The organism is Stenotrophomonas sp. FSL W7-1447, assembly GCF_037966425.1.
GTDB classification, from domain to species: domain Bacteria; phylum Pseudomonadota; class Gammaproteobacteria; order Xanthomonadales; family Xanthomonadaceae; genus Stenotrophomonas; species Stenotrophomonas pavanii.
Genome location: NZ_CP150199.1, coordinates 947,813 through 972,406, shown reverse-complemented (window position 1 = coordinate 972,406; position 24,594 = coordinate 947,813). Strand labels below are relative to the sequence as shown.

Here is a 24,594-nt window from a genome sequence, read left to right as displayed (position 1 = left end):
CACGCCCCCTCCCCCGGAATCAAGGAGGCGCTGCTGTTTGCGGCACGTTCGAAACGCCCGCCGGCGCACGCCTTTCGTTCCGCCAAAGCACCCGCAGCGCAACATGGGAATTCCGCCCGGCACCCTATAATCCGCGCTTTCCCCCTGATGAGTTCCACCCCGATGGCGCAGCAAACGATGAAGGCCCTGGTCAAGCGCGAAGCAGCCAAGGGCATCTGGCTGGAAGAAGTTCCGGTGCCGACCCCCGGCCCGAACGAGGTCCTGATCAAGCTGGAGAAGACCGCGATCTGCGGTACCGACCTGCACATCTACCTGTGGGACGAATGGAGCCAGCGCACGATCAAGCCGGGCCTGACCATCGGCCACGAGTTCGTCGGCCGCATCGCCGCGCTCGGCTCGGCAGTGACCGGTTATGAGATCGGCCAGCGCGTTTCGGCCGAAGGCCACATCGTGTGCGGCCATTGCCGCAACTGCCGTGGTGGCCGCCCGCACCTGTGCCCGAACACCGTCGGCATCGGTGTCAACGTCAATGGCGCCTTCGCCGAATACATGGTGATGCCGGCCAGCAACCTGTGGCCGATCCCGGACCAGATCCCGTCGGAGCTGGCCGCGTTCTTCGACCCGTATGGCAACGCCGCCCACTGCGCGCTGGAATTCGACGTGATCGGTGAAGACGTGCTGATCACCGGTGCCGGCCCGATCGGCATCATCGCCGCCGGCATCTGCAAGCACATCGGCGCGCGCAACGTGGTGGTGACCGACGTCAACGATTTCCGCCTGAAGCTGGCCGCCGACATGGGCGCCACCCGCGTGGTCAACGTCGCCAACCAGTCGCTGAAGGACGTGATGAAGGAGCTGCACATGGAGGGCTTCGACGTGGGCCTGGAAATGAGCGGCAACCCGCGTGCGTTCAACGACATGCTCGACTGCATGTACCACGGCGGCAAGATCGCCATGCTCGGCATCATGCCCAAGGGCGCCGGCTGCGACTGGGACAAGATCATCTTCAAGGGCCTGACCGTGCAGGGTATCTACGGCCGCAAGATGTACGAGACCTGGTACAAGATGACCCAGCTGGTGCTGTCCGGTTTCCCGCTCGGCAAGGTGATGACCCACCAGCTGTCGATCGACGAGTTCCAGAAGGGCTTCGACCTGATGGAAGAAGGCAAGGCCGGCAAGGTCGTGCTGAGCTGGAATTGATCCTCGGTTCCGCGCACGAATGGTGGGTGCCGAGCTTGCTCGGCACACCATGAAATTGAAAAAGGCGCCCGATGGGCGCCTTTTTCTGGTGTTGCCGGCCAGCGGCCGGCACTACCGGTAACGCCTGCGGCGTTACTTGCCGACGGCCACGGTCAGCAGCACGCGGCTGTGCGCCAGCTTGCCCGAGTTTTCGCGCCCGTTGCTGTCGGTGCCGTAGTAGCCGAGGCCGACATTGAACAGGCCGAACTGGCGGCTGACGCCGACGTTCCAGTCGGTGTAGTCCTTGGCCAGGCCCTTCTCGAAGCTGCTGCGGCCGACGTTGGCACTGAGGGTGAACTCCTGCGGCAGGCCCCACTGGCCGCCGACGCCGTAGTACCAGCCATCGGTGCCGCTGTTCCACTGGTCGTTGGTGTAGGCCACGGTCAGCTTGTAGGTCTCGTCCAGCGTGGTGGTGGTGATCAGCTCGTTGTAGTTCAGGTCGCTGGCACCCAGGTAGGTGTAGCGGTTCAGCAGCACGTCGAAGTTGACGCGCGGAGTGACGTCCACGCCGTAACCGATCTGGTAGTCGATCTCGGTGCTCGGGTCGCCCGGACCGAAGTCCACGCCCGAACCCCAGACACCGGCATACAGGCCGACCGGCGAGGTGTAGGTGAAGCCCGCCTGCAGGGTCGGCTTCTCGTCGGTCTGCGACACACCACGGAACAGGTAGTCCGACACCGCAGTGACGTTCCAGCTGTACGGCGATTCGGTCTCCTGGGCACTGGCCGCGAACGGCGCAAGGGTCAGGGCGGCGGCAATGGCGAGGCAGGCATGGGCGTGCTTCATGAGCGTCTCCGGGGGCGCGGGGCGGGAAGGGGGCAGCAGTGAAGCCGATGCCAGACAGGCACGGTTCACGAATATTTAACCATTTGTTACTGCATTGCAACATGTGCCTGCCATGGCGGTGCCCTGCCCGCCGCGGTCGGCGAACCTCGTTGCCCGGTAGAATCGGCGGTTTCCCGTGCAGAGCCGTGCCCACGCCATGACCGACGCCTCCTCCGCCCTGACCCGCCACTATGCCGAGGAACTGGACGCCATCCGCGCCCAGGGCCTGTTCAAGTCCGAGCGGATCATCACCAGCCCGCAGTCGGCCGAGATCACCCTCGATGACGGCCGCCAGGTGCTGAACTTCTGTGCCAACAACTACCTGGGCCTGGCCGACCACCCGGACCTGATCCAGGCCGCCAAGGACGCGCTGGACACCCATGGCTTCGGCATGGCGTCAGTGCGCTTCATCTGCGGCACCCAGGACCTGCACAAGCAGCTGGAAAAGCAGATCGCCGACTTCTTCGGCAAGCAGGACACCATCCTGTACGCGGCCTGCTTCGATGCCAACGGCGGCCTGTTCGAGCCGCTGCTCGGCGAGAACGACGCCATCATTTCCGATGCACTCAACCATGCGTCGATCATCGACGGCGTGCGCCTGTGCAAGGCCAAGCGCTTCCGCTACGCCAACTGCGACATGGCCGACCTGGAAGCCCAGCTGCAGGCCGCCGATGCCGCCGGCTGCAAGTCCAAGCTGATCACCACCGACGGCGTGTTCTCGATGGATGGCTTCATCGCGCCGCTGGACGAGATCACCGCGCTGGCGAAGAAGTACAACGCGCTGGTGCACATCGACGAATGCCATGCCACCGGCTTCCTCGGTGCCACCGGTCGTGGCTCGGCCGAAGTGAAGGGCGTGCTGGACAGGATCGACATCATCACCGGCACCCTGGGCAAGGCCATGGGCGGCGCACTGGGCGGCTTCACCTGCGCCAGTGCCGAGGTGATCGAACTGCTGCGCCAGCGCTCGCGCCCGTACCTGTTCTCCAACTCGCTGCCGCCGCACGTGGTGGCTGCCGGCATCAAGGCGTTCGAAATGCTGGCGGCCGCCGACGACCTGCGCAGCACGCTGGCCGACAACACCGCCTACTTCCGCGAGAAGATGACCGCCGCCGGCTTCGACGTGAAGCCGGGCGTGCATCCGATCAGCCCGGTCATGCTGTACGACGCACCGCTGGCGCAGAAGTTCGCCGAGCGCCTGCTCGAGGAAGGCATCTACGCGATCGGCTTCTTCTTCCCGGTGGTGCCCAAGGGACAGGCCCGCATCCGGACCCAGATCAGCGCCGCGCACAGCCGCGAGCACCTGGATCGCGCGATCGATGCGTTCACCCGCATTGGTGTCGAGCTGGGCGTGATCAAGGGCTGATCACGCCGGGGCCGGGTCTCTTTCCACAGGAAAGGGCCCTGGCCCCATCACCCCACCCCAGGCGTCACTTCTTTTTCTTCTTGCCCTTCGGCTCGTCCTTGCTGGCCACCACCACCGGCTTGGCGGCGGCGTCCTGGCCGTTGCCCTTGGCGACGCGGATGCCGTTGGCCTTCATCCAGGCATCGAACTCATCGGCGGTCATCTTCTTGTCGCCGTTGCTCATCAGGAAGCGGTAGCTGCCGCGACCATCCAGCTCCGGGGTCTTCACTTCCACCACCGGGGTTTCGGCCGGCGTTTCCGCCTTGGCCACCTTCTTGTGGCCGCCACAGGCGGTCAGCAGCACCATCGGCAGCAGCAGGCCTGCGCAGCGCAGGGTTTGATTGAGGGTCGGGTGGTACATGGGCAGGCTCCGTTCGGGAAATTCAGCAACCAGGCGCCCCCTACGCCTGGAACGGTGGCCGGCAACTGCCGGCCGCGGGCGGTGATCAGCCCGGTGCAGCGGCCCCCAGCCGCTGCTGGTCGCTGACCTCCAGCACCCGCCACTGGCCCTTGCCGAGATCGCCGAGCAGCAGCCCACCGATCGCGACCCGGACCAGGCGCAGCACCTGCAGGTCGAAAGCCGCCAACAGGCGGCGGATATGGCGGTTGCGGCCCTCGTCGAGGACCACTTCCAGCCATGCGGTCTTGTCGCCACGGCGCAGCACGTGCACGGCGCGGGCAGCGAGGAACTCGCCCTCGTCCTCCACCCCGGCCTGCAATGCCGCCAGGGTGGCGGCATCGGGCAGGCCATCCACCTGCACGTGGTAGGTCTTGTCCGGCCCGGTCTGCGGGTCGGTCAGGCGCGCGGCCCACTGCGGATCGTTGCTGAACAGCAGCAACCCTTCGCTGGCCTTGTCCAGGCGCCCGACCGGTGCAATCCAGGGCAGGCCGGCGCCATCAAAACAGCGGTACACCGTGTCACGGCCACGCTCGTCCTGCGCCGTGGTCACGACCCCGCGCGGCTTGTTGAGCATCAGGTACAGGCGCTGCGGCGCAGCCATCGGCTGGCCATCGACCTCGATCGGCGGCGCAGGCTGTCCGATCGGGAACTCGGGATCACGCACCACGCGGCCGGACACGCGCACCCGGCCTTCGGCGATCCAGCGCGCGGCCTCGCTGCGCGAGCACACGCCGGCCTTGGACAGCACGCGCGCCAGGCCATGACGCGCACCGCTGGAGACGTTCGGCGCCGCACGCCCACGCGGTGCGTGGGAGCGGGCGGCGGGGGTGGCAGGTGGGCGGCGCGTGCGCAAGCCTCTGCTCCCCGCGGCGCTTACTTCTTGTCGACCGGCTTGGTCTCAGCCGGTGCTTCGGCCGCAGCCGGAGTGGCGGCCGGGGCCGGGCGCGCCTTGACCACGCGCACCCCGCGCGCCTTCATCCAGGCGTCGAATTCTTCGGCGGTCATGCGCTTGCCGTTCTGGCTCATGTCGAAGCGCCACGGCGTATTGTCGAACTCGGTCTGCGGCTTGTAGGCCGCCGGATCGTTCGGCTTCACCGCTGGCGCGCTCGGGATGGCCTTGGCGATGTTCTGGCAGCCATCGATGCGCAGGCGCTGCAGCACCTGGTCCAGCGACTGCGACGGGTCGTAGTTGCTGCTCAGCACGCCGGCCGGCATGCCCAGCTGGTTGCCACGGATGTACAGCTCGTCGGCCACCGGCGCGATGGTCGTGGCCGGCAACGGCAGCGGCGAGGCGCTGGTGTTGACCGAGCAATCAACCGCGGCGTGGGCGGCGGGAACCAGGGCCAGCGCCAGAACGGCGGCCGATGCAGAGCGCAGCATGAGGGGCATCCACGGAAGGAAGTGACGCGGCGAGTTTAGCAATGCCGCGTCAGCTTTCAAGCGCCACTTTCAATGAATACGGCAACTCATTGGATTTACGGGCAAAATCCCGACGAACGGCGATTCCCCGCCCGCCCCAGGCCGGTTTCCCGGCGGCAGAAACAACAAGACCCGGCCGAAGCCGGGTCCTGCTGTGTCCTACTGGCAGAGCGTCAGAACTTAGTTCTGGACGTTCAGCTCGGTACGACGGTTCTTGGCGCGACCTTCCGGGTTGTCCGAACCATCCGGGTTGGTGTTCGGAGCAATCGGACGGCTCTCGCCGTAGCCGATCGGGCCGACCAGGCGACCGGCGTCGACGCCGTTCTTGGTCAGGTAGTTGTACACGGCGGTGGCGCGACGCTCCGACAGCTTCTGGTTGTAAGCGTCGGTACCCTTCGAGTCGGTGTGACCGGCAACTTCAACGCGCAGATCCGGGTAACGCTTCAGGATCTCGGTGGCTTCGCTCAGGATCGCCACGGCGTCCGGACGCAGGTTCGACTTGTCGAAGTCGAAGTTGACGCCCTTCAGGTCGATGGAGACCGGAACCGGGCAACCGTCCGGACCGATGGTCTGACCCGGCTGCGAGTTCGGGCACTTGTCGTCGCAGTTGTTGACGCCGTCACCGTCGTCATCCAGGTCGGCGCAGCTCGGGGCAACCGGAGCCGGAGCCGGAGCAGCCGCGACCGGAGCCGGGCCCAGCGGGATCACGACGCCGACCGAAGCCAGCACGTCGCCGAACCAGCTTTCGTCGCGTGCAGCGACGCTCTGGTCGTCGAAGTCAGCGCGGTAGGCCACTTCGGCGCGGACAGCCACGCGCTTCTCGAAGGTGGTCTGCAGGCCGACGCCCAGCTTGGCGGCCAGGTTGCCGTCCTTACGCTGGCGCGGACCGTTGTTGTCGATCGCAGCGTACTCTTCTTCCGACTTCTGGTAGCCCAGGCCACCGACGATGTACGGGTTCCAGCCGCGGCCTTCCTTGATGAAGTGGCGACGCAGGTCCAGCGAGACGCCGTACTGCGACCAGTTCAGGTCCTGGTTGCTGTCGAAGTTCGGGTTCTGGTAGTTCAGCTCACCGTCCAGCGACCAGTTCGGGCTGATGAACTTACCCAGGCCCAGGGTCACGAACGGAGCGTCATTGGTCAGACGGTCGCTGTCCTGGAAGTTGAAGCCGGCCGAACCGGTCAGGTACCAGCGGTCATCGAACTCCTGCGCCGAAGCTGCCTGGGCGAAAGCCAGGCCGCCCAGCAGCGCGGCAGTAAGGATCTTCTTGTTCATTGAGTACAGCTCCTATTTCGGGGGTATGAAACCGGTAGAGGCATGGGCCAGCACTAGTGCATCGATGTACGACAGCCGATTCAGCACGCCACCGCCGCGAACATTATGCTCAGGCGGGTGAAGGCCATGTTAACAGTCCCGTAACATGTGAAGTGTTGCGCCCGACCGGCCACCGGTCCGACGTTGAAACCCTATACAGGATGATGAAAATCCGCAAGACCCACGCACTGCAAGGGTTTGACGGGGTTTAAGTGTCGAATGCGACATATTGCGCAACGCGCCGCATCACACGGTTCAGCGCGTTTGCGGAAACGTGAGGAACCTTATGATGGGGTGACGAACCCAGCCGGAGCCGTGATGAAAGCTGTCGCCCTGAGTCGTGAATACGCCCCTGCCCTGCGTGATGTCCTGCTGCCACCACCGCTGCCTCCACGCGGCCGGGACCTGCTGGTCCGGATCGAAGCGGTCTCGGTCAACCCGGTCGACGCCAAGCAGCGGGCCGCCACCGATCCGGCAACGCTGGAGACGCCGCGGGTGCTCGGCTGGGACGCCGCCGGCGTGGTTGAAGCCATCGGCGATGAGGCCAGCCTGTTTGCCTCCGGCGACGAGGTCTACTTCGCCGGCGACGTCACCCGCCCGGGCTGCAATGCGCAGTACCAGTGGGTGGACGAACGGCTGGTCGCCCGCAAGCCGACCACGCTCGATTTCGCCGAAGCCGCCGCGCTGCCCCTGACCACGCTGACCGCCTGGGAGCTGTTGTTCCAGCGCATGCCGCTGCACCTGGATGATCGCCGCCATGGCGGCCAGCACCTGCTGGTGATCGGCGGTGCGGGCGGCGTGGGCTCGATGGCGATCCAGCTCGCCCGCCACGCCGGTTTCGAGGTGATCGCCACCGCCTCGCGCGAGGCCTCGATCGAGTGGTGCCGGCAGATGGGGGCCACGCACGTGATCGACCATCGGCAGCCACTGCAACCCCAGTTGCAGGCGCTGGGCATCGCTGCGGTGCAGGTTGCGCTCAACCTGGCCGACACCGACCACTACTGGGACGAGCTGGGCCAGCTGCTGGCACCGCAGGGTCATGTCGGACTGATCGTGGAGCCGCGTGGCGCGCTGCGCATCGGCGATCCGTACAAGGCCAAGTGCATCGGCATCCACTGGGAATTCATGTTCGCGCGCTCGCGCTTTGCCACCGCCGACCGTATCGAACAGCACCGCATCCTCAGCCGCGCCGCCAGCATGATCGATGCCGGCCAGCTGCGCGGTACGCTCAGTGAGACGCTGGGCACGATCAACGCAGCCAACCTGGACATCGCGCATCAGCGCCTGGCCAGCGGGCACACGGTGGGCAAGCTGGCGCTGGTCGGCTGGGACGACTGACGCGGTGATGTAGAGCCGGGCCCACGCTCGGCTGCTGTGCCTGCCGCCACCCGCAGAGCACGGGCTCGGACCTGCACAACCGCCCGCATGCAGGTTCGGCGCCGCCTGTAGCGCCGGATTGGCTTGAATCTGTATCTATGGCATCAAGGAAATCAGGGATACGGTGGGAACAGATTCCCCCTCCCTGAGCCCACCATGCCCACCGCCCTGCCCCTGCGCCTGCTGCAACTGATCACTGGCCTGTTCCTGTACGGCTTCGGTGCTTCGCTGATGATCCGCGCCGCGATCGGCGTGGCGCCCTGGGATGTCCTGTCGCAGGGCATCGCCGCGCAGACCCCGCTGTCGTTCGGCCTGGCGACCAACGTGATCGGCGCGCTGGTGCTGCTGCTGTGGTGGCCGCTGCGCCAGAAGCCGGGCGTCGGCACCGTGCTCAACGTGATGCTGATCGGTCCCTCTGCGCAGTTCGGGCTGTGGCTGCTGCCGCCGGCCGTCGGCCTTGGCTGGCAGCTGGCGATGTTCTGCGCGGGCATGCTGCTGGTGGCCCTGGCCACCGGCCTGTACATCGGCGCCCGCCTCGGCCCGGGTCCACGCGATGGCCTGATGACCGGCCTGCATGCCCGCACCGGCTGGCCGATCTGGAAGGTGCGCAGTTTGATTGAAGGCAGCGTCCTGCTGCTGGGCTGGTGGCTGGGCGGCAACGTCGGCCTCGGCACCCTCGCCTTCGCTCTGCTGATCGGCCCGCTGTGCGGGGTGACCCTGGGCTGGTTCGGGATCGGTCGCCCCGCTCCGGTCGTGCCGGCCGCTGCCCGGCAACCGCAATCACCCTGAGCTGCCCCGTATGCCGGCCAGCGGCCGGCACGACCGCCCCCCGGAGTTCGGGGGCAGCGCCGCAGGCGCCATCCAGCAACCCTTGCCCCGGCCGCCGTTTCGCGGCACGCTTCGCGCTTCCGTACGCAAGCGTATCGACCATGTCGCCAGCCAACGAAAGCGCCTATCCCCATCTGTTCGCCCCGCTGGACCTGGGCTTCACCCAGTTGCGCAACCGCGTATTGATGGGCTCGATGCACACCGGCCTGGAGGATCGCGCCCGCGACTTCCCGCGGCTGGCGGCCTACTTCGCCGAACGCGCCGAGGGCGGCGTCGGCCTGATCGTCACCGGCGGCTTCGCACCGAACGTGGTCGGCTGGCTGAAGCCGTTCGGCGGCAAGCTGTCCTGGCCCTGGGAAGTGCGGCCGCACCGCCAACTGACCGCCGCCGCGCACCAGCATGGCGCGAAGATCTGCCTGCAGCTGCTGCATGCCGGCCGCTATGCCTACCACCCCTTGTCGGTGGCACCGTCGAAGCTGAAGGCACCGATCAACCCGTTCACCCCGCGCGCGCTGTCGGCCAGCGGCGTCGAGCGCCACATCGCCGACTACGCGCGCAGCGCGAAGCTGGCCCGCGAGGCCGGCTACGACGGCGTGGAAGTGATGGGCTCGGAGGGCTACCTCATCAACGAGTTCATCGCCCCGCGCACCAACACGCGCACCGACCGCTGGGGCGGTGACGCCAGCCAGCGCATGCGCTTCGCGGTCGAGATCGTGCGCCGCATCCGCGAAGCCTGTGGCCCGGACTTCATCATCATCTACCGCCTGTCGCTGGTCGACCTGGTGGAAGACGGCAGCAACTGGGAAGAGATCGTGCAACAGGCGCAGGCCATCGAGGCCGCCGGCGCGACGATCATCAATTCCGGTATCGGCTGGCACGAAGCGCGTATCCCGACGATTGCCACCTCGGTGCCGCGCGCGGCCTTCGCCGGCGTCACCGCCAAGCTGAAGCCGCACGTGGCGCTGCCGCTGGTGGCGACCAACCGCATCAACATGCCCGAGGTGGCCGAACGCATCCTCGCCGATGGCGGCGCCGACATGGTGTCGCTGGCACGCCCGCTGCTGGCCGACCCGCAGTGGCCGAACAAGGCCCGCGCCGGCCGCGCCGAGGCGATCAACACCTGCATCGCCTGCAACCAGGCCTGCCTGGACCACGTCTTCGAGAACAAGCTGGCCAGCTGCCTGGTCAACCCGCGCGCCGCGCACGAGACCGAGCTGGTCTATCGCCCGGCCGCCACGCCGAAGAAGGTTGCCGTGGTCGGCGCCGGCCCGGCCGGCCTGGCCTGTGCCACCGTCGCCGCCCAGCGCGGTCACCAGGTCACCCTTTTCGATGCCAGCGACGAGATCGGTGGCCAGTTCAACGTCGCCAAGCGCATCCCCGGCAAGGAAGAGTTCCACGAGACCCTGCGCTACTTCCGCCACACACTGCAGGAGACCGGCGTGCAGCTGCGCCTCGGCGCCCGCGCGGACGCCTCCCACCTGGCCGGCTTCGACGAAGTGGTGCTGGCCACCGGCATCACGCCGCGCAGGGTCGATTTCCCCGGTGCCGACCACGCCAAGGTGGTCAGCTACCTGGACGTGCTGCTGGGCCGGGTCGAAGTGGGCGCCAGTGCGGCGATCATCGGCGCCGGCGGCATCGGCTTCGATGTCGGCGAGTTCCTCAGCCACGCCGGTGAGTCGCCCTCGCTGGACCCGCAGCGCTGGATGGCCGAATGGGGCGTGGACAGTACGTTCGAGGCCCGTGGCTCGCTGGCCCGGCCGCAGGTCGAGGCCTCGCCGCGCCGGCTGTGGCTGCTGCAGCGCAGCCCGGGCAAGCCCGGCGCACGACTGGGCAAGACCACCGGCTGGATCCACCGCGCCACGCTGAAGGCCAAGGGCGTGCGCATGCTCGGTGGCGTCGAGTACCTGGGCGTGGACGACGCGGGCCTGCGCATCCGCGTGGACGGCAGCGAACAGCTGTTGCCGGTCGACCATGTGGTGATCTGCGCCGGGCAGGAACCCAACCGCGCGCTGCAGGCCGAACTGCAGGCCGCCGGCATCAGCGCGCAACTGATCGGCGGCGCCGACGTGGCCGCAGAACTCGACGCCAAGCGCGCCATCGACCAGGGCAGCCGGGTCGCCGCCGCGCTTTGACCTGCGGATGAATGGGGGACGGAATGTGATTTCCGTCACCCCCGGCGAACCTGAATGTCAAGCCGGGCGGTTCACGATGCGTTCGGCTACGCCCCCCTACCTTGCGCCATCTTTCCGCTCACCAGCCAGTTTCCGGTGAGCCGGCGCAGCCCCCACGACCGGTACTGGTCGTTTCTTTTGGGGCTGCCCACGGGGCGGCCCCGATGGCCGCCTCCCCATGACGCCAAGTCGTACCCGCCTCCTGCCGCCCCCGCGGCCGGAACCGGAGAGTGCGACCCATACGGAGCAAGGAGTTATATGAAACTGGCCTGGATTCTCTGGCTGTCGCAGTTGTTGCCTCAGCCGGCCGCTGATTCACTGTGTTTGAGCACCACCGTTTACCTGGAAGCCCGCGACCAGACCCTGCGCGGCCAGCAGGCCGTCGCCGAGGTCGCGCTGCGCCGCCTCGACAGCGGCCTGTGGGGTGATTCGATGTGCCAGGTGGTCACCGCACGCAAGCAGTTCGCGCCGACCATCGTCTCCCCCGGCACCCAGCTGGGCAACGACGCGGCCTGGAGCGAGGCCATGAACGTGGCCTTCGACGCCGAGCGCAACTGGGCGCTGCCGGCCGGCGAGCGCCGCGAGATCGTGCCCGGTGCCAGCCACTTCGCCGCGCTGTCCATCGCCAGCCCGAACTGGCGCAATGCCTACCAGGTGGCCACCATCGGCGATCACACCTTCTATAAGGTGCAGAACCTCAAGCCGCGGCAGTCGTAACGATCCGTGCCGGCGGCAGCGTTGCCGCCTGCCGGCAGGCTCTGGGATAGTGGGCGTTTCCCGCCCGCATCACCTGGAGTTCCCATGAAGCTGTACAGCAAGCCCGGTGCCTGTTCCACCGCCGACCACATTGCCCTGCAGTGGACCGGCCAGCCGTTCGAGGTCGAACTGCTGAACAAGGACACCCTGAAGGGTCCGGAATTCCTCAAGATCAATCCGGCCGGTGCGGTGCCCGCGCTGGTCGACGGCGACTTCGTGCTGCTGCAGAACGCCGCGATCATGGGCTATATCGCCGATCGCTTCCCGCAGGCCGGCCTCGGCGGTGATGGCAGCCCGCGCCAGCGCGCCGAAGCCACCCGCTGGCTGGCGTTCGTCAATTCCGACGTGCATCCGGCCTTCTCGCCGCTGTTCGCGCCGGGCAAGTTCATTGCCGACGAAGGCCAGTACGACGCGATCCGCGCCGCCGCGCATAAGCGCCTGCGTGGCCTGTTCGAGACCGCCGACAGGCAGCTGGCCGACAAGCCGTGGCTGGCCGGCTTCCGCAGCTTCGCCGACCCGTACTTCTACATCACCCTGCGCTGGGCCGCCGGCACCAAGGTCGACCTGTCGGGCCTGGACAACTTGGCCGCCTACAAGGCACGCATGGACGCCGACGCCGGCGTGCAGGCCGCGCTGAAGGCCGAAGGCCTGGCCTGACCTTGGTCAGGGGTCAGAGCCGTTCGCGTGGTGAACGGATCTGACCCCATCGGCTACCAGGCGGCTCCGCCCCCCCCCCCTCGATTTCATTGGCGCGATCAGCCGATCTGGCGGATCACTTCCCCCTTGGCATCGCGCAGGTAGGTCGGCACCACCTCGATACGCAACCTTCCTGCCAGCGGGTAGACCCCGCGCTCGGCGCGCACTCCTGCCAGGGCCTGCAGGCCCGCCTCGTCCAGTGACCAGCGCGCGCTGTCGGCGGATACGTCCGCCACTTCACCGCCCCCGTCCGCGATGAACTCCCACTGCCGCTCGCGGCTGACCAGTTCCAGCGATCTGCCATGGCGCAGGCGCAGCGGCAGCAGTTCGCACACGCTCGCCACCTGGCCGGCGCCAAGCACCAGCGTGGTCATGCCCGCCTCCTGGCGCCAGTCCAGTGTCTCGATGAACAACATGCCGGTGCTGGAGCCTTCGCGCTCGCTGCCGGCCCGCACCTCTGCCGCCAGCGCAGGGTCCTCCAGCAGGTTGCCGCGGTGCAGGTCGCTGACCCACAACGGCATTGCCGGCTGCAACGCCTGCAGCACGCCGCGCGTGGACCAGCGCTTGACTGCCTCCATTTCCTCATCGGTCAATCCAACCAGCTGCAGGAACTGCAGGTGGCCATTGGCGGTGTCGCGTGCCGGCAACTGCGGGTCGGCAATGAACGCCAGATGGCACAGCCGCGTGTCGGTCTCCAGCGCGATCGGGCCGTTGGCATTGAGGTGGTGACCGTCCTCGAACACGTTGCCACTACCGAACACATAGCGCGCCAGGTTCTGCAGCAGGTTCATCGGCCACACCGGTGGCGGGCTGCCGGCGTCCTCGCCGGCTTCGGCCGCGAGGCGAAAGGTCAGCTCGAAGCCATAGCCGCTGGCGGCAGCATCGCGGCTCTCCTTGGCATACAGCTCGGAGAAGCCATAGGTGATGTAGTGCCAATGCGGCAGCGGCGCGTCCACCCAGTACACGCTGATGCCATCCAGTGGATCCTGGCCCCCCAGCGTGTACGGCAATGCCGTGCCGTAGTGGCGGGGTTCCTGGCCCGCGTACAGCGGTGCCAGTGCCGCATTGATCGCGTCCCAGCCAGGGGTGTCGGTGTCGTCGTGGTCGTCCTGCACGCGGGACTCCTTGTGGGGAAGTGAACCGATCACTTTACGCGTTGGCTCAGGCCTGCACGACCTCGCTGCCGGTGTCCAGCAGGGCCAGCCGGGTTTCCTGCCACCAGCGCTGGGCCAGCGCCGGGCTGCGCGCCTTGGCGACCGCCGCCAGCAGTTCCGGGCACAGGCGTTCCAGTGCCAGTGCATCGGTGCAGCGTTCGATCTTCAACTGCATGAAATACCCCTTGAGGCCCAGATGACGCCGCACCGCCTCGCTCATTGCGTCGTACAGCTGCTGGTACAGCGCCGGGTCGTGTTCGCGACCGGTGCTGAGGCCACGTGCGGGCGCCACGTCTGCGCTTCCACCGATCACTTCGATCAGTCCCTGCGCGGCCAGCTGCTCCAGCGCATCGGCAGGCGCGCGCAGGCCTTCCAACAGGCCGCGCAGTTCAGTGTCGTCGCGACGGCCATCGACCATCAGCAGGATCGAGCGCAGCCCCGCCGGCAGGCGCCGGCCACGGTCTTCGATTTCCTGACGGCCAGCAGCCGTCTTGGCGTGCAGCAATGCCATTGCCTCCCCCTCCCTCGATGCGCCATGCCGGCGGGCCCTCGCGGGCACGCCCCCCTGTGTGCCATCCCCCGAGGGCACGCGCCTTCCCCGGCGCGCGCCGCGTATTGCAGGTCAGAGGGGAGTGCCGGCCGCTGGTACAACCTCGGGATTGATGGGGGTGTAGGCCAGTGGGTAGCACTACCCGGTCAACGCCCCAGCGCCCGCCGGATCTCTTCCAGCGCGCCGGGGTCGTCCAGCGTCGACAGGTCGCCCGGGTCGCGCTGCTCGGCCAGCGCCTGCAACGAGCGCCGCAGCAGCTTGCCCGAACGGGTCTTGGGCAGCGCGTTGACCACGTGCACGTGCGCCGGGCGCGCGACCGCGCCGAGCGAGGTGGTCACCGTGGCCATCATCTCGGCCACCACCGGCGCCGGATCCTCGCCATCCAGGCCCTGCTTGAGGGTAACGAACACCAACGGCACCTGCCCCTTCAGTTCGTCCTTGACCCCGATCACCGCCGCCTCGGCCACGCGCGGGTGGCTCGAAATGGCCTCCTCGATCTCGCGCGTGCCCAGCCGGTGCCCGGCCACATTGATCACATCGTCGGTACGGCCGAGGATGAAGGTGTAGCCATCGTCGTCGCGGATCGCCCAGTCCAGCGAGCTGTACAGCAGTTCCTTGAAGTGGCTGAAGTAGCTCTGCAGGAAACGGTTGTCGTCGTTCCACACCGTGCTCATGCAGCCCGGCGGCAACGGCGGCGACACCACCAGCACCCCCTTCTGCCCCGCTGCCACTTCCTCGCCGGTGTTCTCGTCGATCACCTTCATCCGGTAGCCGAGGTTGGGGAAGCCCGGCGAACCGAAGCGCACCGGCTTCATCTCCAGGCCCGGCAGCAGGGTCAGCGTACCAGCCGGTCTCGGTCTGCCAGTAGTTGTCGATGATCGGCTTGCCGAGCGCTTCGCTGATCCAGTGCGCGGTCGGTTCGTCCAGCGGCTCGTACCAGGAACAGGTACTTCAGCGCGCGCAGGTCGTGGCGATGGATGAAGTCCGCATCGTGCTTCTTCAGCACGCGGATGGCAGTGGGCGAGGAGAACATCGTGCGCACGTTGTACTGCTCGCACAGCGCCCACCAGATGCCCGGGTCCGGATTCGTCGGCAACCCTTCGTACAGCAGCGACGTGCAGCCGCCGATCAGCGGGCCGTACACGTTGTAGGAATGACCCACCGCCCAGCCGACATCGGATGTGGAGAACATCACCTGCCCTGGCTTGCAGTCGAATACGGTTTCCATCGACTGCGCCATCGCCACCGCGTAGCCGCCGACATCGCGCTGCACGCCCTTCGGCTTGCCAGTGGTGCCGGAGGTGTACAGCAGGTAGCTCGGCTCGCTCGCTTCCAGCCACTGCACCGGCACGTCGACTTCACCCACCTGTGCGCGCAGCGCGGCGTACTCCACGTCGCGACCCGGCACGCGCGGTTCGGCGGCATCCAGCCCACGCGAGACGATCAGCACGTGTGGCGGAGGCGACGCCGCTTCGGCGCAGGCGGCGTCGACCATCGGCTTGTACGGAATCAGCTTGCCACCGCGCATGCCCGCGTCGGCGGCGATCAGCAGCCTGGGCTTGGCGTCATCGATGCGCAGTGCCAGGTTGTGCGCGGCAAAGCCACCGAACACCACCGAATGCACCGCGCCGATGCGCGCGCAGGCCAGCATTGCGAACACGGCTTCCGCCATGTTCGGCATGTAGATCACCACGCGGTCGCCGTGGCCGACGCCGAGGTGCTTGAGCACGGCGGCGAAGTCGTTCACTTCGCGATACAGCTGGCGATAGGTGATCTCGCGGGTGCTGTTGGTTTCGGTGGAAATGGCGACCAGCGCGAGCTGGTCGGCGCGCTCGGCCAGGTGGCGGTCGACGGCGTTGTAGCAGAGATTGGTTTCACCGCCGACGAACCAGCGCCGGAACGGCGGATTGCTGTAGTCGAGCACCTGCTGCGGCGGTTTATGCCAGTGGATGCGCTTGGCTTCCTCGCCCCAGAAGGCCTCCGGCTCGTCGATCGAGCGACGGTAGGTTTCCTCGTAGTTCATGACGCAGCCCTCCCAGACAAAGTCATGGGTTCGAGGATAGTCCGGCGCTGCCGCGCGGGCCGCCCTACCTTGGTAGGGGGTGGGGTTTGTTCTGCAGGGCTGCGCCCTGCACCCGCGGTGTGGCCGCCGCTGGTAAGCAACCTCAGAAGCAACAGCGGGTTTCCCGTGGGATGGCGAGGTGGGTCCGGTTGCGGGGGACGCCGTGAATCCGTCCATGGAGGCTCGGTCGCCGCATCCATGCGGCTCACGCCCCCGCAACCGGAGCCACCCCGCCTTCGACAGACTGCCGCGATCTGTCGGAACTGCGTTCTGCCTAGGTGGGAGTCGACCTGGGTCGAATGCTCTGGTAGGTGTCGACCTGGGTCGACACGGTAGAGCCACGCCATGCGTGGATGCATGTCGATTTCAATTCGGAATACTCGATTCCGATTGAGATGCATCCACGCATGGCGTGGATCTTATCTCTTGCCGATCTGGCACCTTGGGTGCCGAGAGCCCGGCGTGGGCGACCGTGTGGATCCAGGTCTTGCGACCGAGAAGTAGCTTGGGTCCCCACGCCGGATTCTCCCTGAACCGCCCGAACAGTTGGTTGAGTTGGCGCTCGAACTGATAAGACTGGGCAAGCGGGGAGAGCTCTCGACCCTGTCAGCCTAGCGGAGTTCTGCCATGTTTGGGATCGGGATTGATGTGAGCAAAGCCACGCTGGATGTGGCCGTCCATGGAGAGCAGTTTCGCCAATTCAGCAACGACAAGCGCGGCTTTGTACGCTTGATTCGGTGGCTGAAGACGTGGCCGATCAAGCAGGTCGTTCTTGAGGCAAGCGGGGGTTACGAGCGTGCTGCTCTGGATGCATTGCACGCCGGCCTGCCGATGGTGCGAATCAATCCGGCGCGTGCACGGCGATTTGCCCAAGGCACGGGCCGTGCCGCAAAGACCGATCGGCTCGATGCGACAGTGCTGGCGCAGATGTCCCATTTGTTACCGCTGACCCGCTACGTACCGCCTGCCCCTTGGCAGCAGCGTCTGGCTGAATTTGCGCAATGCCGCAGGCATCTGGTGCAGATGCGCGTCAGTGAGATGCAGCGCTTGCGGCGATTGGTCGATCCGGATCTGATTGCGATGAAGCAACGCTATATAGCTCAGCTATCTGACGACCTGAAGCAACTGGACAAAGCTATTGCCGAGCAGCTTGAGGGACAGCCTGGCTGGAAGAACATCGGCGCGCTCAAAGGCGTCGGCCCCATCCTGATCAGCACACTGGCCTGCGAGTTGCCCGAACTGGGCAGCTTGGGAAGCAAAGCCATAGCGTCGCTGGTGGGGTTGGCCCCGATGAACCGCGAAAGTGGCACCTGGCAGGGCCAACGGCGGATCAGTGGTGGGCGCGCGGTGGTACGCGAAGCCCTTTACATGGCGGCCCTGACGGCCATCCGGTACGAGCCAAGACTGCGCGCGTTTTACGCTGGCCTGAAGGCCAAGGGCAAAGCGAGCAAGGTGGCGCTCGTGGCGGTCATGCGCAAAATGCTGGTGATCCTCAACGCCCGTAAGCGGGACGCCGAGGTGGCCCTCGGCTGCCCCTGACAAGACAGTTGCTACTGGCCGCCGGCCAACTGTCGAAGGCGGGGCACTGTGGGTTTGCGGGGCGTGAGCGGCATGGATGCCGCGACCAAGCCCCCATGGATGGGTTTACGGCGTCCCCGCAAACCCACAGTGCCCCGCCATCCCACGGATAGCCCGCTGTTGCTTCGGCTGTTGCTTCTGAGGTTGACGGCCAGCGGCCGGCACTACCGCGGGTGCAGGGCGTAGCCCTGCCGAACCCCTAGAACGGAGCCGCGGACTCGAACGCGAGCGCCTCGCCCGTCACCGGATGAATGAACCGCAGGCTGCGCGCATGCAGGTGCACGCGTCGCGCCGGGGCGGCACCGTACAGCACGTCACCGACGATGGGATGGCCGAGGCTGGCCATGTGCAGGCGCAGCTGATGGCTGCGGCCGGTGACCGGCTCCAGCGCCACGCGGGTGCGCTGCGCCTCAGCATCGCGATCCAGTACGCGCCAGCGTGTCAGCGCCGGCTTGCCGCATTCGTGATCGACCCTCTGCTTCGGCCGGTTCGGCCAGTCCACGATCAACGGCAGGTCCACTGCGCCGGCATCACCCTCGAGCAGCCCCTGCACCATCGCTTCATACCGCTTGCCGACCTGGCGCTGCTCGAACTGCATCGACAGCGCTGCCTGCATCGCCTTGCCGCGCGCATGCAGCAGCAGGCCGGACGTCACCTGATCCAGGCGATGCACGGTCAATGCATCCGGGTACAGCACCTGCAGGCGCGCCACCACGCAGTCCTGGTTCTCGGCACTGCGGCCGGGCACGGACAGCAGGCCGGCCGGCTTCTCGGCCACCAGCAGTGCGTCGTCGATGTAGTGCAGGTGGATCATGCCGTTCCGTATCCGTCCAGACGCAAACGGGGAAGCCGAAGCTTCCCCGTTCTCTGGGTACCGACCTCGATGGAAGACGTACCGGCCGGAGCCGGTACCGCCTGCATCAGCCCAGCAGGTGGGCGACGCCGGCGCGCTCTTCTTCCAGCTCGGCCAGGGTCTTGTCGATGTACTTCTGGCTGAAGTCGTCGATCGGCAGATCCTTGACCAGGGTGTACTTGCCGTTCTCGGTGGTGACCGCGAAGCCGAAGATCACGCCTTCCGGAATGCCGTAGGAACCGTCGGACGGCACGCCCATGGTGACCCACTTGCCGTTGCTGCCCAGCACCCAGTCACGCACGTGGTCGATGGCAGCGTTGGCGGCCGAAGCGGCCGAGGACGAGCCGCGGGCTTCGATGATCGCCGCGCCGCGCTTGCCGACGGTCGGGATGAAGGTGTTGGCGTTCCACTCCTGGTCGTTGATCGCATCGGCGATCGACGCACCATCGGCGGTGGCGAAACGATAATCCGGGTACATGGTCGGGCTGTGGTTGCCCCACACGACCAGCTTCTCCATGCCACCGACCGGCTTGCCGAGCTTGGCCGACAGCTGGCTCAGCGCGCGGTTGTGGTCCAGGCGCAGCATGGCGGTGAAGTTTTCCGGCTTCAGGTCCGGGGCCGACTTCATCGCGATGTAGGCGTTGGTGTTGGCCGGGTTGCCGACCACCAGCACCTTCACGTCACGGCTGGCGACCTTGTTCAGCGCCGCGCCCTGGGCGGTGAAGATCTTGGCGTTTTCCAGCAGCAGGTCCTTGCGCTCCATGCCCGGGCCGCGCGGACGTGCACCCACCAGCAGGGCGATGTCGGCGTCCTTGAACGCGACTTCAGCGTCGTCGGTGCCGATCATGCCGGCCAGCAGCGGGAAGGCGCAGTCTTCCAGCTCCATCATCACGCCCTTCAGGGCGGCCTGGGCCTTGTCGACCGGCAGTTCCAGCAGCTGCAGGATGACCGGCTGGTCCTTGCCCAGCATTTCGCCGGAGGCGATGCGGAACAGCAGGGCATAACCGATCTGGCCGGCGGCGCCGGTCACGGCAACACGAACGGGTGCTTTCATGGGGGTTTCCTCTTGCTTGCAAGCGTTTGATGGGACGCCGCGGGCGTGGCCATGCAGGCCGGGCGGGCGGCGCGGAACAGGGAAACGGCCACCCGTGGGTGGCCGTTTCGAAGGGGATCAGGCGGCGAGGTGCTTGTTCCACTCCGCCACGCGCTCGGCCTGGGCGGCCAGCACGGCGTCGACGTCGCCTTCCAGGGTGATCGAATGGATCACGTCGCCCTGCTTGACCGAATCGACGATGGCCTGGCCTTCCAGGACCTTGCCGAAGACGGTGTGGCGGCCGTCCAGCCAATCGGTCTTGATGTGGGTGATGAAGAACTGGCTGCCGTTGGTGTTCGGGCCGGCGTTGGCCATCGACAGCGAGCCGACCTCGTGCTTCACGCCATTCTTCTCGTCTTCGAACTTGTAGCCCGGGCCGCCGGTGCCACGGCCCTGCGGGCAGCCGCCCTGGATCATGAAGTCGGCGATCACGCGGTGGAAGATCAGGCCGTCATAGAAGCCGTGCTTGACCAGGTTCACGAAGTTGGCCACGGTCAGCGGCGCCTTGTCGGCGAACAGCTCGACCTTGATCGGGCCCTGGGTGGTGTCGAAAGTGGCGATGAGGGACATGAAGATCCTTGATGCAAAGGGGAATGCGTCTAGCCCCCTAGTTTACACCTGCCTCGTGGCGGCGGCGGCTTCGACCATCGGTGGAGACGCCGGCTTCAGCCACCGGACGGGCAGCGCCGCCCGCCTTCCTGGCAGCCTCGGCCGGGGGGGCGCTGGACAGCCACCTGAATGGCGCCCGGGACCGGCGTGAAATCCACCTTTTCGCGAATCGTCAAGTTCGACGTATAATGTTGGACTTCTTTTTCCAAATCCGGCGCCGACTGGCCCCCTTTCGTATGTCCATCGAAAATCTTCGCAACATCGCCATCGTCGCCCACGTCGACCATGGCAAGACCACCCTGGTCGACCAGCTGCTGAAGCAGTCCGGCACCCTGTCCGAGCGTACCGTCCTCGCCGAGCGCGTGATGGACAGCAACGACCAGGAAAAGGAACGCGGCATCACCATCCTGGCCAAGAACACGGCCATCACCTGGGAAGACAAGAAGACCGGCATCAAGAACCGGATCAACATCGTCGATACCCCCGGCCACGCCGACTTCGGCGGTGAGGTCGAGCGCGTGCTGTCGATGGTCGACACCGTGCTGATCCTGGTCGATGCGATGGACGGCCCGATGCCGCAGACCCGCTTCGTGACCCAGAAGGCCTTCGCGATGGGCTTCAAGCCGATCGTCGTGGTCAACAAGATCGACCGTCCGGGCGCCCGTCCGGAATGGGTGATCGACCAGGTCTTCGACCTGTTCGACAAGCTCGGCGCCACCAATGAGCAGCTGGACTTCCCGATCGTCTACGCCTCGGCCCTGAACGGCTACGCCGGCCTGGAAGACACCGTGCGCGACGGCGACATGACCCCGCTGTACGAAGCGATCATGCAGCACGCCCCGCGTCCGGAAGTGGACCCGGAAGGCCCGTTCCAGATGCGCATCAGCCAGCTGGACTACAACAACTTCGTGGGCGTGATCGGCATCGGCCGCATCCAGCGCGGCACCCTGAAGAAGAACATGCAGGTCGCCGTCATCGACCGTGAAGGCAAGAAGCGCAACGGCAAGGTCGCCCAGGTGCTGGGCTTCCTGGGCCTGGAGCGCATCGAGCAGGACACCGCCGAAGCCGGTGACATCGTGGCCATCTCCGGCATTCCGGAGCTGACCATCTCCGACACCCTGTGCCACCCGGACACCCCCGAAGCCCTGCCGGCGCTGACCGTCGACGAGCCGACCATCTCGATGACCTTCCAGGTCAACAACTCGCCGTTCGCCGGCAACAAGGACCTGTCCGGTGGCAAGTTCCTGACCAGCCGCCAGATCAAGGACCGCCTGGACCGCGAACAGGTCCACAACGTGGCCCTGAAGGTGGAGCAGCTGGAAGACGCCGACAAGTTCCTGGTCTCCGGCCGCGGCGAACTGCACCTGTCGGTGCTGATCGAGAACATGCGCCGTGAAGGTTATGAGCTGGCCGTGTCGCGCCCGGAAGTGATCATCAAGGAAATCGACGGCCAGATGATGGAGCCGATCGAGCAGCTGGTGGTCGACATCGAGGAAGTGCACCAGGGCGGCGTGATGGAAAAGCTCGGCACCCGCAAGGGCCAGCTGAAGAACATGGAGCCGGACGGCAAGGGCCGTGTGCGCCTGGAGTACCAGATCCCGGCCCGTGGCCTGATCGGTTTCCAGAACGAGTTCAAGACCCTGACCCAGGGCTCGGGCCTGCTGTTCCACGTGTTCGACCATTACGGTCCGAAGGAACAGGGCGCGATCGCCAAGCGCATCAACGGCGTGATGATCGCCAATGCGCCGGGCGTCACCCCCGCCTACTCGCTGGGTCCGCTGCAGGAGCGCGGCAAGCTCTTCGCTGCCGAAGGCGACAACGTGTATGAAGGCCAGCTGGTCGGCATCCACTCCAAGGACAACGACCTGACCGTCAACGCGATCAAGACCAAGCCGCTGACCAACATGCGCGCTTCGGGCAAGGACGATGCGATCCAGCTGACCCCGGCGATCAAGTACTCGCTGGAACAGGCGCTGGACTTCATCGAAGACGACGAGCTGGTCGAGATCACCCCGAAGGAGATCCGCCTGCGCAAGAAGTTCCTGACCGAAAGCGACCGCAAGAAGGCTTCGCGCGGCGGCTGAGCCAGCACCCCGTGAACCCGAGCGGCTACAACCCGGATCCGCACCGGCATCCGGGTCTGCACGTCATCGCCCTGCTCGAAGCGAGCAAGGCGATGCTGGCGCTGTTGGCCGCGACCGGGCTGGAAGTGCTCGGACCGCAACCGCTGCGGCACGGCATCATGGTCCTGATCCGGCGTTTCAGCCTGGATCCGGACCATGGCACCCTGCCCTCGCTGCTGCACATGATCAGCCCCGACGCGGTCCATCTGGCCGCGGCGGGGATGATCGGCTACGGCCTGCTGCACCTGGTCGAAGCCTGGGGCCTGTGGCGGGCCAAGGCCTGGGCCTCCTGGCTGGGCTGCCTGACCGCCTCCCTGTACCTGCCTTTCGACATCTTCGCGATCATCCGCCATCCCGGCTGGCCATCGTGGACGATCCTGGCGATCAACCTGATCGTGGTCTACGTCCTCGCCCGCGACCTGCGCAAGCGCCACCGCTGAGCACCGGCTACACTGGGGATTGGAGCCGACCAAGCCGCCCCATGCGCCCGTCCTTGCCGCCTCTGCTGACCTGCCTGCTTGCCGCGCTGCCTGCGCTGCTTTCGGCTGGCTGCAGCCCGGCCGCGTCCAGCGCGCATGCGGCCGAACCCGCGAGCCGCAACGTGCCGTTCCCCTACGCTGAAACCGATGTCGCCGACCTGCAGGCGCAGATGACCGCCGGCGAGCTGGACAGCGCCACCCTGGTCCAGGCCTACCTGCAGCGGATCGCCTCCCTGGATCGCGCCGGGCCCCGCCTGCGCGCGGTGATCGAGCTCAACCCCGATGCCCTGAAGGACGCCGCCGAACGCGACCGCGAGCGCCGTGCGGGACGCCTGCGCGGCCCGCTGCACGGGATCCCGGTGCTGCTGAAGGACAACATCAACGCCGCGCCCATGGCCACCAGCGCCGGCTCGCTGGCCCTGCAGGGCTTCCGCCCGGACGACGCGTACCTGGTACGGCGGCTGCGCGACGCCGGTGCGGTGGTGCTGGGCAAGACCAATCTCAGCGAATGGGCCAATTTCCGCGGCAATGATTCGATTTCCGGCTGGAGCGCGCGCGGCGGCCAGACCCGCAACCCCTATCGCCTGAGCCACTCGCCCTGTGGCTCCAGCAGCGGCAGCGCGGTGGCAGTCGCGGCCAACCTGGCCAGCGTGGCAATCGGCACCGAAACCGACGGCAGTATCGTCTGCCCGGCAGCGATCAACGGCATCGTCGGGCTCAAGCCGACCGTCGGCCTGATCAGTCGAGACGGCATCATCCCGATTTCGTTCAGCCAGGACACCGCCGGGCCGATGACACGCAGCGTCGCCGACGCCGCCGCTGTGCTGACCGCGATCGCCGGCCGCGATGATGCCGACCCGGCCACGGCGACCATGCCCGGCCGCGCGGTCTACGACTACACCGCGCGGCTGGATCCACAGGGCCTGCGCGGCAAGCGCATCGGCCTGCTGCAGACACCGCTGCTGACGTACCGCGGCATGCCACCGCTGATCGAACAGGCCACCACCGAGCTGCGCCGCGCGGGTGCGGTCGTGGTGCCGGTGACGCTGCCCAACCAGGGCGCCTGGGCCGAGGCCGAGCGCACGCTGCTGCTGTACGAGTTCAAGGCCGGGCTGGAGCGCTACTTCAGCGCCCACCATGCCCCCGTGCGCAGCGTGGCCGACCTGATCGCCTTCAACCAGGCGCACAGCAAGCAGGAACTGGGCCTGTTCGGCCAGGAACTGCTGGTGGAAGCCGAGGCTACCGCTGGCCTGGCCGACCCCGCCTACATCCGCGCACGCAGCGATGCCCGCCGGCTGGCCGGCCCCGAAGGCATCGATGCGGCCCTTGCCGCCCACCGGCTGGACGCGCTGGTGGCACCCACCACCGGCGTGGCGTGGCCGATCCGCAGCGAAGGCGACGATTTTCCCGGCGAGAGCTACAGCGCCGCCGCCGTGGCCGGCTATCCCAGCCTCAGCGTGCCGATGGGCCAGATCAACGGCCTGCCGGTGGGCCTGCTGTTCATGGGCACCGCCTGGAGCGAGCCGAAGCTGATCGAAATGGCCTACGCCTACGAACAGCGCACCCGCGCGCGGCGTCCTCCGCACTTCGATACCGATGCGCTGATCGACGCCGGCGAGCCGTGAGCTCCGGTAACGCCGCGACATCCTGCTTCCGGTAGTGCCGG

Annotated in this window: 21 protein-coding genes and 1 pseudogene; 11 read left to right on the top strand and 11 right to left on the bottom strand. The window is 66.9% G+C overall.

What is annotated here, in order from left to right:
* Positions 1-177 precede the first annotated feature (177 nt).
* Complete coding sequence (gene tdh / locus NSQ78_RS04410; RefSeq protein ID WP_049468340.1) at positions 178-1,200, top strand: L-threonine 3-dehydrogenase; 1,023 nt, start codon at positions 178-180, stop codon at positions 1,198-1,200.
* 132 nt (positions 1,201-1,332) lie between these two features.
* Here tdh and NSQ78_RS04405 read toward each other — a convergent pair whose 3' ends face one another.
* On the bottom strand, positions 1,333-2,025 hold the full coding sequence (locus NSQ78_RS04405; protein ID WP_049468338.1) for a TorF family putative porin: 693 nt from the start codon (positions 2,023-2,025) through the stop codon (positions 1,333-1,335).
* Between the two features lie 196 nt (positions 2,026-2,221).
* Here NSQ78_RS04405 and kbl point away from each other — a divergent pair, with 196 nt between their 5' ends.
* Complete coding sequence (kbl, locus tag NSQ78_RS04400) at positions 2,222-3,430, top strand: glycine C-acetyltransferase (protein ID WP_064237734.1); 1,209 nt, start codon at positions 2,222-2,224, stop codon at positions 3,428-3,430.
* Positions 3,431-3,494: 64 nt separating this feature from the next.
* Here the strand turns inward: kbl and NSQ78_RS04395 are convergent, their stop codons facing one another.
* The 4 genes from NSQ78_RS04395 to NSQ78_RS04380 form a co-directional block, all read right to left on the bottom strand.
* Positions 3,495-3,830, bottom strand: coding sequence for a hypothetical protein (locus NSQ78_RS04395; protein ID WP_005412356.1), 336 nt, complete (start codon positions 3,828-3,830; stop codon positions 3,495-3,497).
* A gap of 85 nt (positions 3,831-3,915) precedes the next feature.
* Positions 3,916-4,722, bottom strand: a complete 807-nt coding sequence (locus tag NSQ78_RS04390) for a pseudouridine synthase (RefSeq protein WP_064237733.1) — start codon at positions 4,720-4,722, stop codon at positions 3,916-3,918.
* A gap of 20 nt (positions 4,723-4,742) precedes the next feature.
* Positions 4,743-5,249 carry a hypothetical protein gene (locus NSQ78_RS04385; RefSeq protein ID WP_049468334.1) on the bottom strand — a complete coding sequence of 169 codons (507 nt, stop codon included), beginning with the start codon at positions 5,247-5,249 and terminating at the stop codon, positions 4,743-4,745.
* 219 nt (positions 5,250-5,468) lie between these two features.
* Positions 5,469-6,560, bottom strand: a complete 1,092-nt coding sequence (locus tag NSQ78_RS04380; RefSeq protein WP_049468332.1) for an OmpA family protein — start codon at positions 6,558-6,560, stop codon at positions 5,469-5,471.
* A gap of 357 nt (positions 6,561-6,917) precedes the next feature.
* Between NSQ78_RS04380 and NSQ78_RS04375 the strand changes: the two genes are divergently transcribed.
* The 5 genes from NSQ78_RS04375 to NSQ78_RS04355 all read left to right on the top strand — a co-directional run bounded on the left by NSQ78_RS04375 (position 6,918) and on the right by NSQ78_RS04355 (position 12,388).
* Positions 6,918-7,937 carry a zinc-binding alcohol dehydrogenase family protein gene (locus tag NSQ78_RS04375; protein ID WP_064237732.1) on the top strand — a complete coding sequence of 340 codons (1,020 nt, stop codon included), beginning with the start codon at positions 6,918-6,920 and terminating at the stop codon, positions 7,935-7,937.
* Between the two features lie 195 nt (positions 7,938-8,132).
* Complete coding sequence (locus NSQ78_RS04370; RefSeq protein ID WP_064237731.1) at positions 8,133-8,765, top strand: membrane protein; 633 nt, start codon at positions 8,133-8,135, stop codon at positions 8,763-8,765.
* Between the two features lie 140 nt (positions 8,766-8,905).
* Positions 8,906-10,936, top strand: coding sequence for an NADPH-dependent 2,4-dienoyl-CoA reductase (locus NSQ78_RS04365; protein WP_064237730.1), 2,031 nt, complete (start codon positions 8,906-8,908; stop codon positions 10,934-10,936).
* Between the two features lie 297 nt (positions 10,937-11,233).
* A complete protein-coding gene (locus NSQ78_RS04360) occupies positions 11,234-11,692 on the top strand; it encodes a cell wall hydrolase (RefSeq protein WP_004154513.1) in 459 nt (152 codons plus the stop codon).
* Between the two features lie 84 nt (positions 11,693-11,776).
* Complete coding sequence (locus NSQ78_RS04355; protein ID WP_032955882.1) at positions 11,777-12,388, top strand: glutathione S-transferase N-terminal domain-containing protein; 612 nt, start codon at positions 11,777-11,779, stop codon at positions 12,386-12,388.
* 98 nt (positions 12,389-12,486) lie between these two features.
* On the opposite strand, the gene NSQ78_RS04350 is transcribed toward NSQ78_RS04355, so the two are convergent.
* The 3 genes and pseudogenes from NSQ78_RS04350 to prpE all read right to left on the bottom strand — a co-directional run bounded on the left by NSQ78_RS04350 (position 12,487) and on the right by prpE (position 16,154).
* Positions 12,487-13,542: a suppressor of fused domain protein gene (locus NSQ78_RS04350; RefSeq protein ID WP_064237729.1), complete on the bottom strand. Its 1,056-nt coding sequence runs from the start codon at positions 13,540-13,542 to the stop codon at positions 12,487-12,489.
* Positions 13,543-13,588: 46 nt separating this feature from the next.
* Positions 13,589-14,092: a hypothetical protein gene (locus tag NSQ78_RS04345; protein WP_049468321.1), complete on the bottom strand. Its 504-nt coding sequence runs from the start codon at positions 14,090-14,092 to the stop codon at positions 13,589-13,591.
* A 185-nt stretch (positions 14,093-14,277) separates the two neighbouring features.
* Positions 14,278-16,154: pseudogene (prpE, locus tag NSQ78_RS04340) on the bottom strand (propionate--CoA ligase).
* Positions 16,155-16,820: 666 nt separating this feature from the next.
* Here prpE and NSQ78_RS04335 point away from each other — a divergent pair.
* Positions 16,821-17,732: an IS110-like element ISStma6 family transposase gene (locus tag NSQ78_RS04335; RefSeq protein ID WP_339207958.1), complete on the top strand. Its 912-nt coding sequence runs from the start codon at positions 16,821-16,823 to the stop codon at positions 17,730-17,732.
* A gap of 238 nt (positions 17,733-17,970) precedes the next feature.
* Here NSQ78_RS04335 and NSQ78_RS04330 read toward each other — a convergent pair whose 3' ends face one another.
* From NSQ78_RS04330 to NSQ78_RS04320, 3 genes are all read right to left on the bottom strand, one after another.
* Positions 17,971-18,585 (bottom strand): RluA family pseudouridine synthase, encoded by a 615-nt coding sequence (locus NSQ78_RS04330; RefSeq protein ID WP_064237727.1) that lies wholly within the window; start codon positions 18,583-18,585, stop codon positions 17,971-17,973.
* Positions 18,586-18,691: 106 nt separating this feature from the next.
* Entirely contained in the window at positions 18,692-19,678 is a 987-nt protein-coding gene (locus tag NSQ78_RS04325; protein WP_049467557.1) for a malate dehydrogenase, read from the bottom strand.
* Positions 19,679-19,795: 117 nt separating this feature from the next.
* Positions 19,796-20,287, bottom strand: coding sequence for a peptidylprolyl isomerase (locus NSQ78_RS04320; RefSeq protein ID WP_004153629.1), 492 nt, complete (start codon positions 20,285-20,287; stop codon positions 19,796-19,798).
* Between the two features lie 275 nt (positions 20,288-20,562).
* Between NSQ78_RS04320 and typA the strand changes: the two genes are divergently transcribed.
* The 3 genes from typA to NSQ78_RS04305 are packed head-to-tail and all read left to right on the top strand — an operon-like array spanning position 20,563 to position 24,553.
* A complete protein-coding gene (typA, locus tag NSQ78_RS04315; protein ID WP_049467556.1) occupies positions 20,563-22,410 on the top strand; it encodes a translational GTPase TypA in 1,848 nt (615 codons plus the stop codon).
* An 11-nt stretch (positions 22,411-22,421) separates the two neighbouring features.
* Entirely contained in the window at positions 22,422-22,889 is a 468-nt protein-coding gene (locus NSQ78_RS04310) for a DUF2127 domain-containing protein (RefSeq protein WP_049467554.1), read from the top strand.
* A gap of 41 nt (positions 22,890-22,930) precedes the next feature.
* Positions 22,931-24,553: an amidase gene (locus NSQ78_RS04305; RefSeq protein WP_064237726.1), complete on the top strand. Its 1,623-nt coding sequence runs from the start codon at positions 22,931-22,933 to the stop codon at positions 24,551-24,553.
* Positions 24,554-24,594 lie beyond the last annotated feature (41 nt).

Coding starts and splice junctions, on each gene's coding strand:
- NSQ78_RS04355 (WP_032955882.1), top strand. CDS start 11,777: ATGAAGCTGTACAGCAAGCCCGGTGCCTGTTCCACCGCCGACCACATT.
- NSQ78_RS04365 (WP_064237730.1), top strand. CDS start 8,906: ATGTCGCCAGCCAACGAAAGCGCCTATCCCCATCTGTTCGCCCCGCTG.
- NSQ78_RS04325 (WP_049467557.1), bottom strand. CDS start 19,678: ATGAAAGCACCCGTTCGTGTTGCCGTGACCGGCGCCGCCGGCCAGATC.
- NSQ78_RS04345 (WP_049468321.1), bottom strand. CDS start 14,092: ATGGCATTGCTGCACGCCAAGACGGCTGCTGGCCGTCAGGAAATCGAA.
- NSQ78_RS04330 (WP_064237727.1), bottom strand. CDS start 18,585: ATGATCCACCTGCACTACATCGACGACGCACTGCTGGTGGCCGAGAAG.
- NSQ78_RS04305 (WP_064237726.1), top strand. CDS start 22,931: ATGCGCCCGTCCTTGCCGCCTCTGCTGACCTGCCTGCTTGCCGCGCTG.
- NSQ78_RS04335 (WP_339207958.1), top strand. CDS start 16,821: ATGTTTGGGATCGGGATTGATGTGAGCAAAGCCACGCTGGATGTGGCC.
- NSQ78_RS04375 (WP_064237732.1), top strand. CDS start 6,918: ATGAAAGCTGTCGCCCTGAGTCGTGAATACGCCCCTGCCCTGCGTGAT.
- NSQ78_RS04320 (WP_004153629.1), bottom strand. CDS start 20,287: ATGTCCCTCATCGCCACTTTCGACACCACCCAGGGCCCGATCAAGGTC.
- NSQ78_RS04395 (WP_005412356.1), bottom strand. CDS start 3,830: ATGTACCACCCGACCCTCAATCAAACCCTGCGCTGCGCAGGCCTGCTG.
- typA (WP_049467556.1), top strand. CDS start 20,563: ATGTCCATCGAAAATCTTCGCAACATCGCCATCGTCGCCCACGTCGAC.
- NSQ78_RS04370 (WP_064237731.1), top strand. CDS start 8,133: ATGCCCACCGCCCTGCCCCTGCGCCTGCTGCAACTGATCACTGGCCTG.
- tdh (WP_049468340.1), top strand. CDS start 178: ATGAAGGCCCTGGTCAAGCGCGAAGCAGCCAAGGGCATCTGGCTGGAA.
- NSQ78_RS04385 (WP_049468334.1), bottom strand. CDS start 5,249: ATGCTGCGCTCTGCATCGGCCGCCGTTCTGGCGCTGGCCCTGGTTCCC.
- NSQ78_RS04380 (WP_049468332.1), bottom strand. CDS start 6,560: ATGAACAAGAAGATCCTTACTGCCGCGCTGCTGGGCGGCCTGGCTTTC.
- kbl (WP_064237734.1), top strand. CDS start 2,222: ATGACCGACGCCTCCTCCGCCCTGACCCGCCACTATGCCGAGGAACTG.
- NSQ78_RS04360 (WP_004154513.1), top strand. CDS start 11,234: ATGAAACTGGCCTGGATTCTCTGGCTGTCGCAGTTGTTGCCTCAGCCG.
- NSQ78_RS04405 (WP_049468338.1), bottom strand. CDS start 2,025: ATGAAGCACGCCCATGCCTGCCTCGCCATTGCCGCCGCCCTGACCCTT.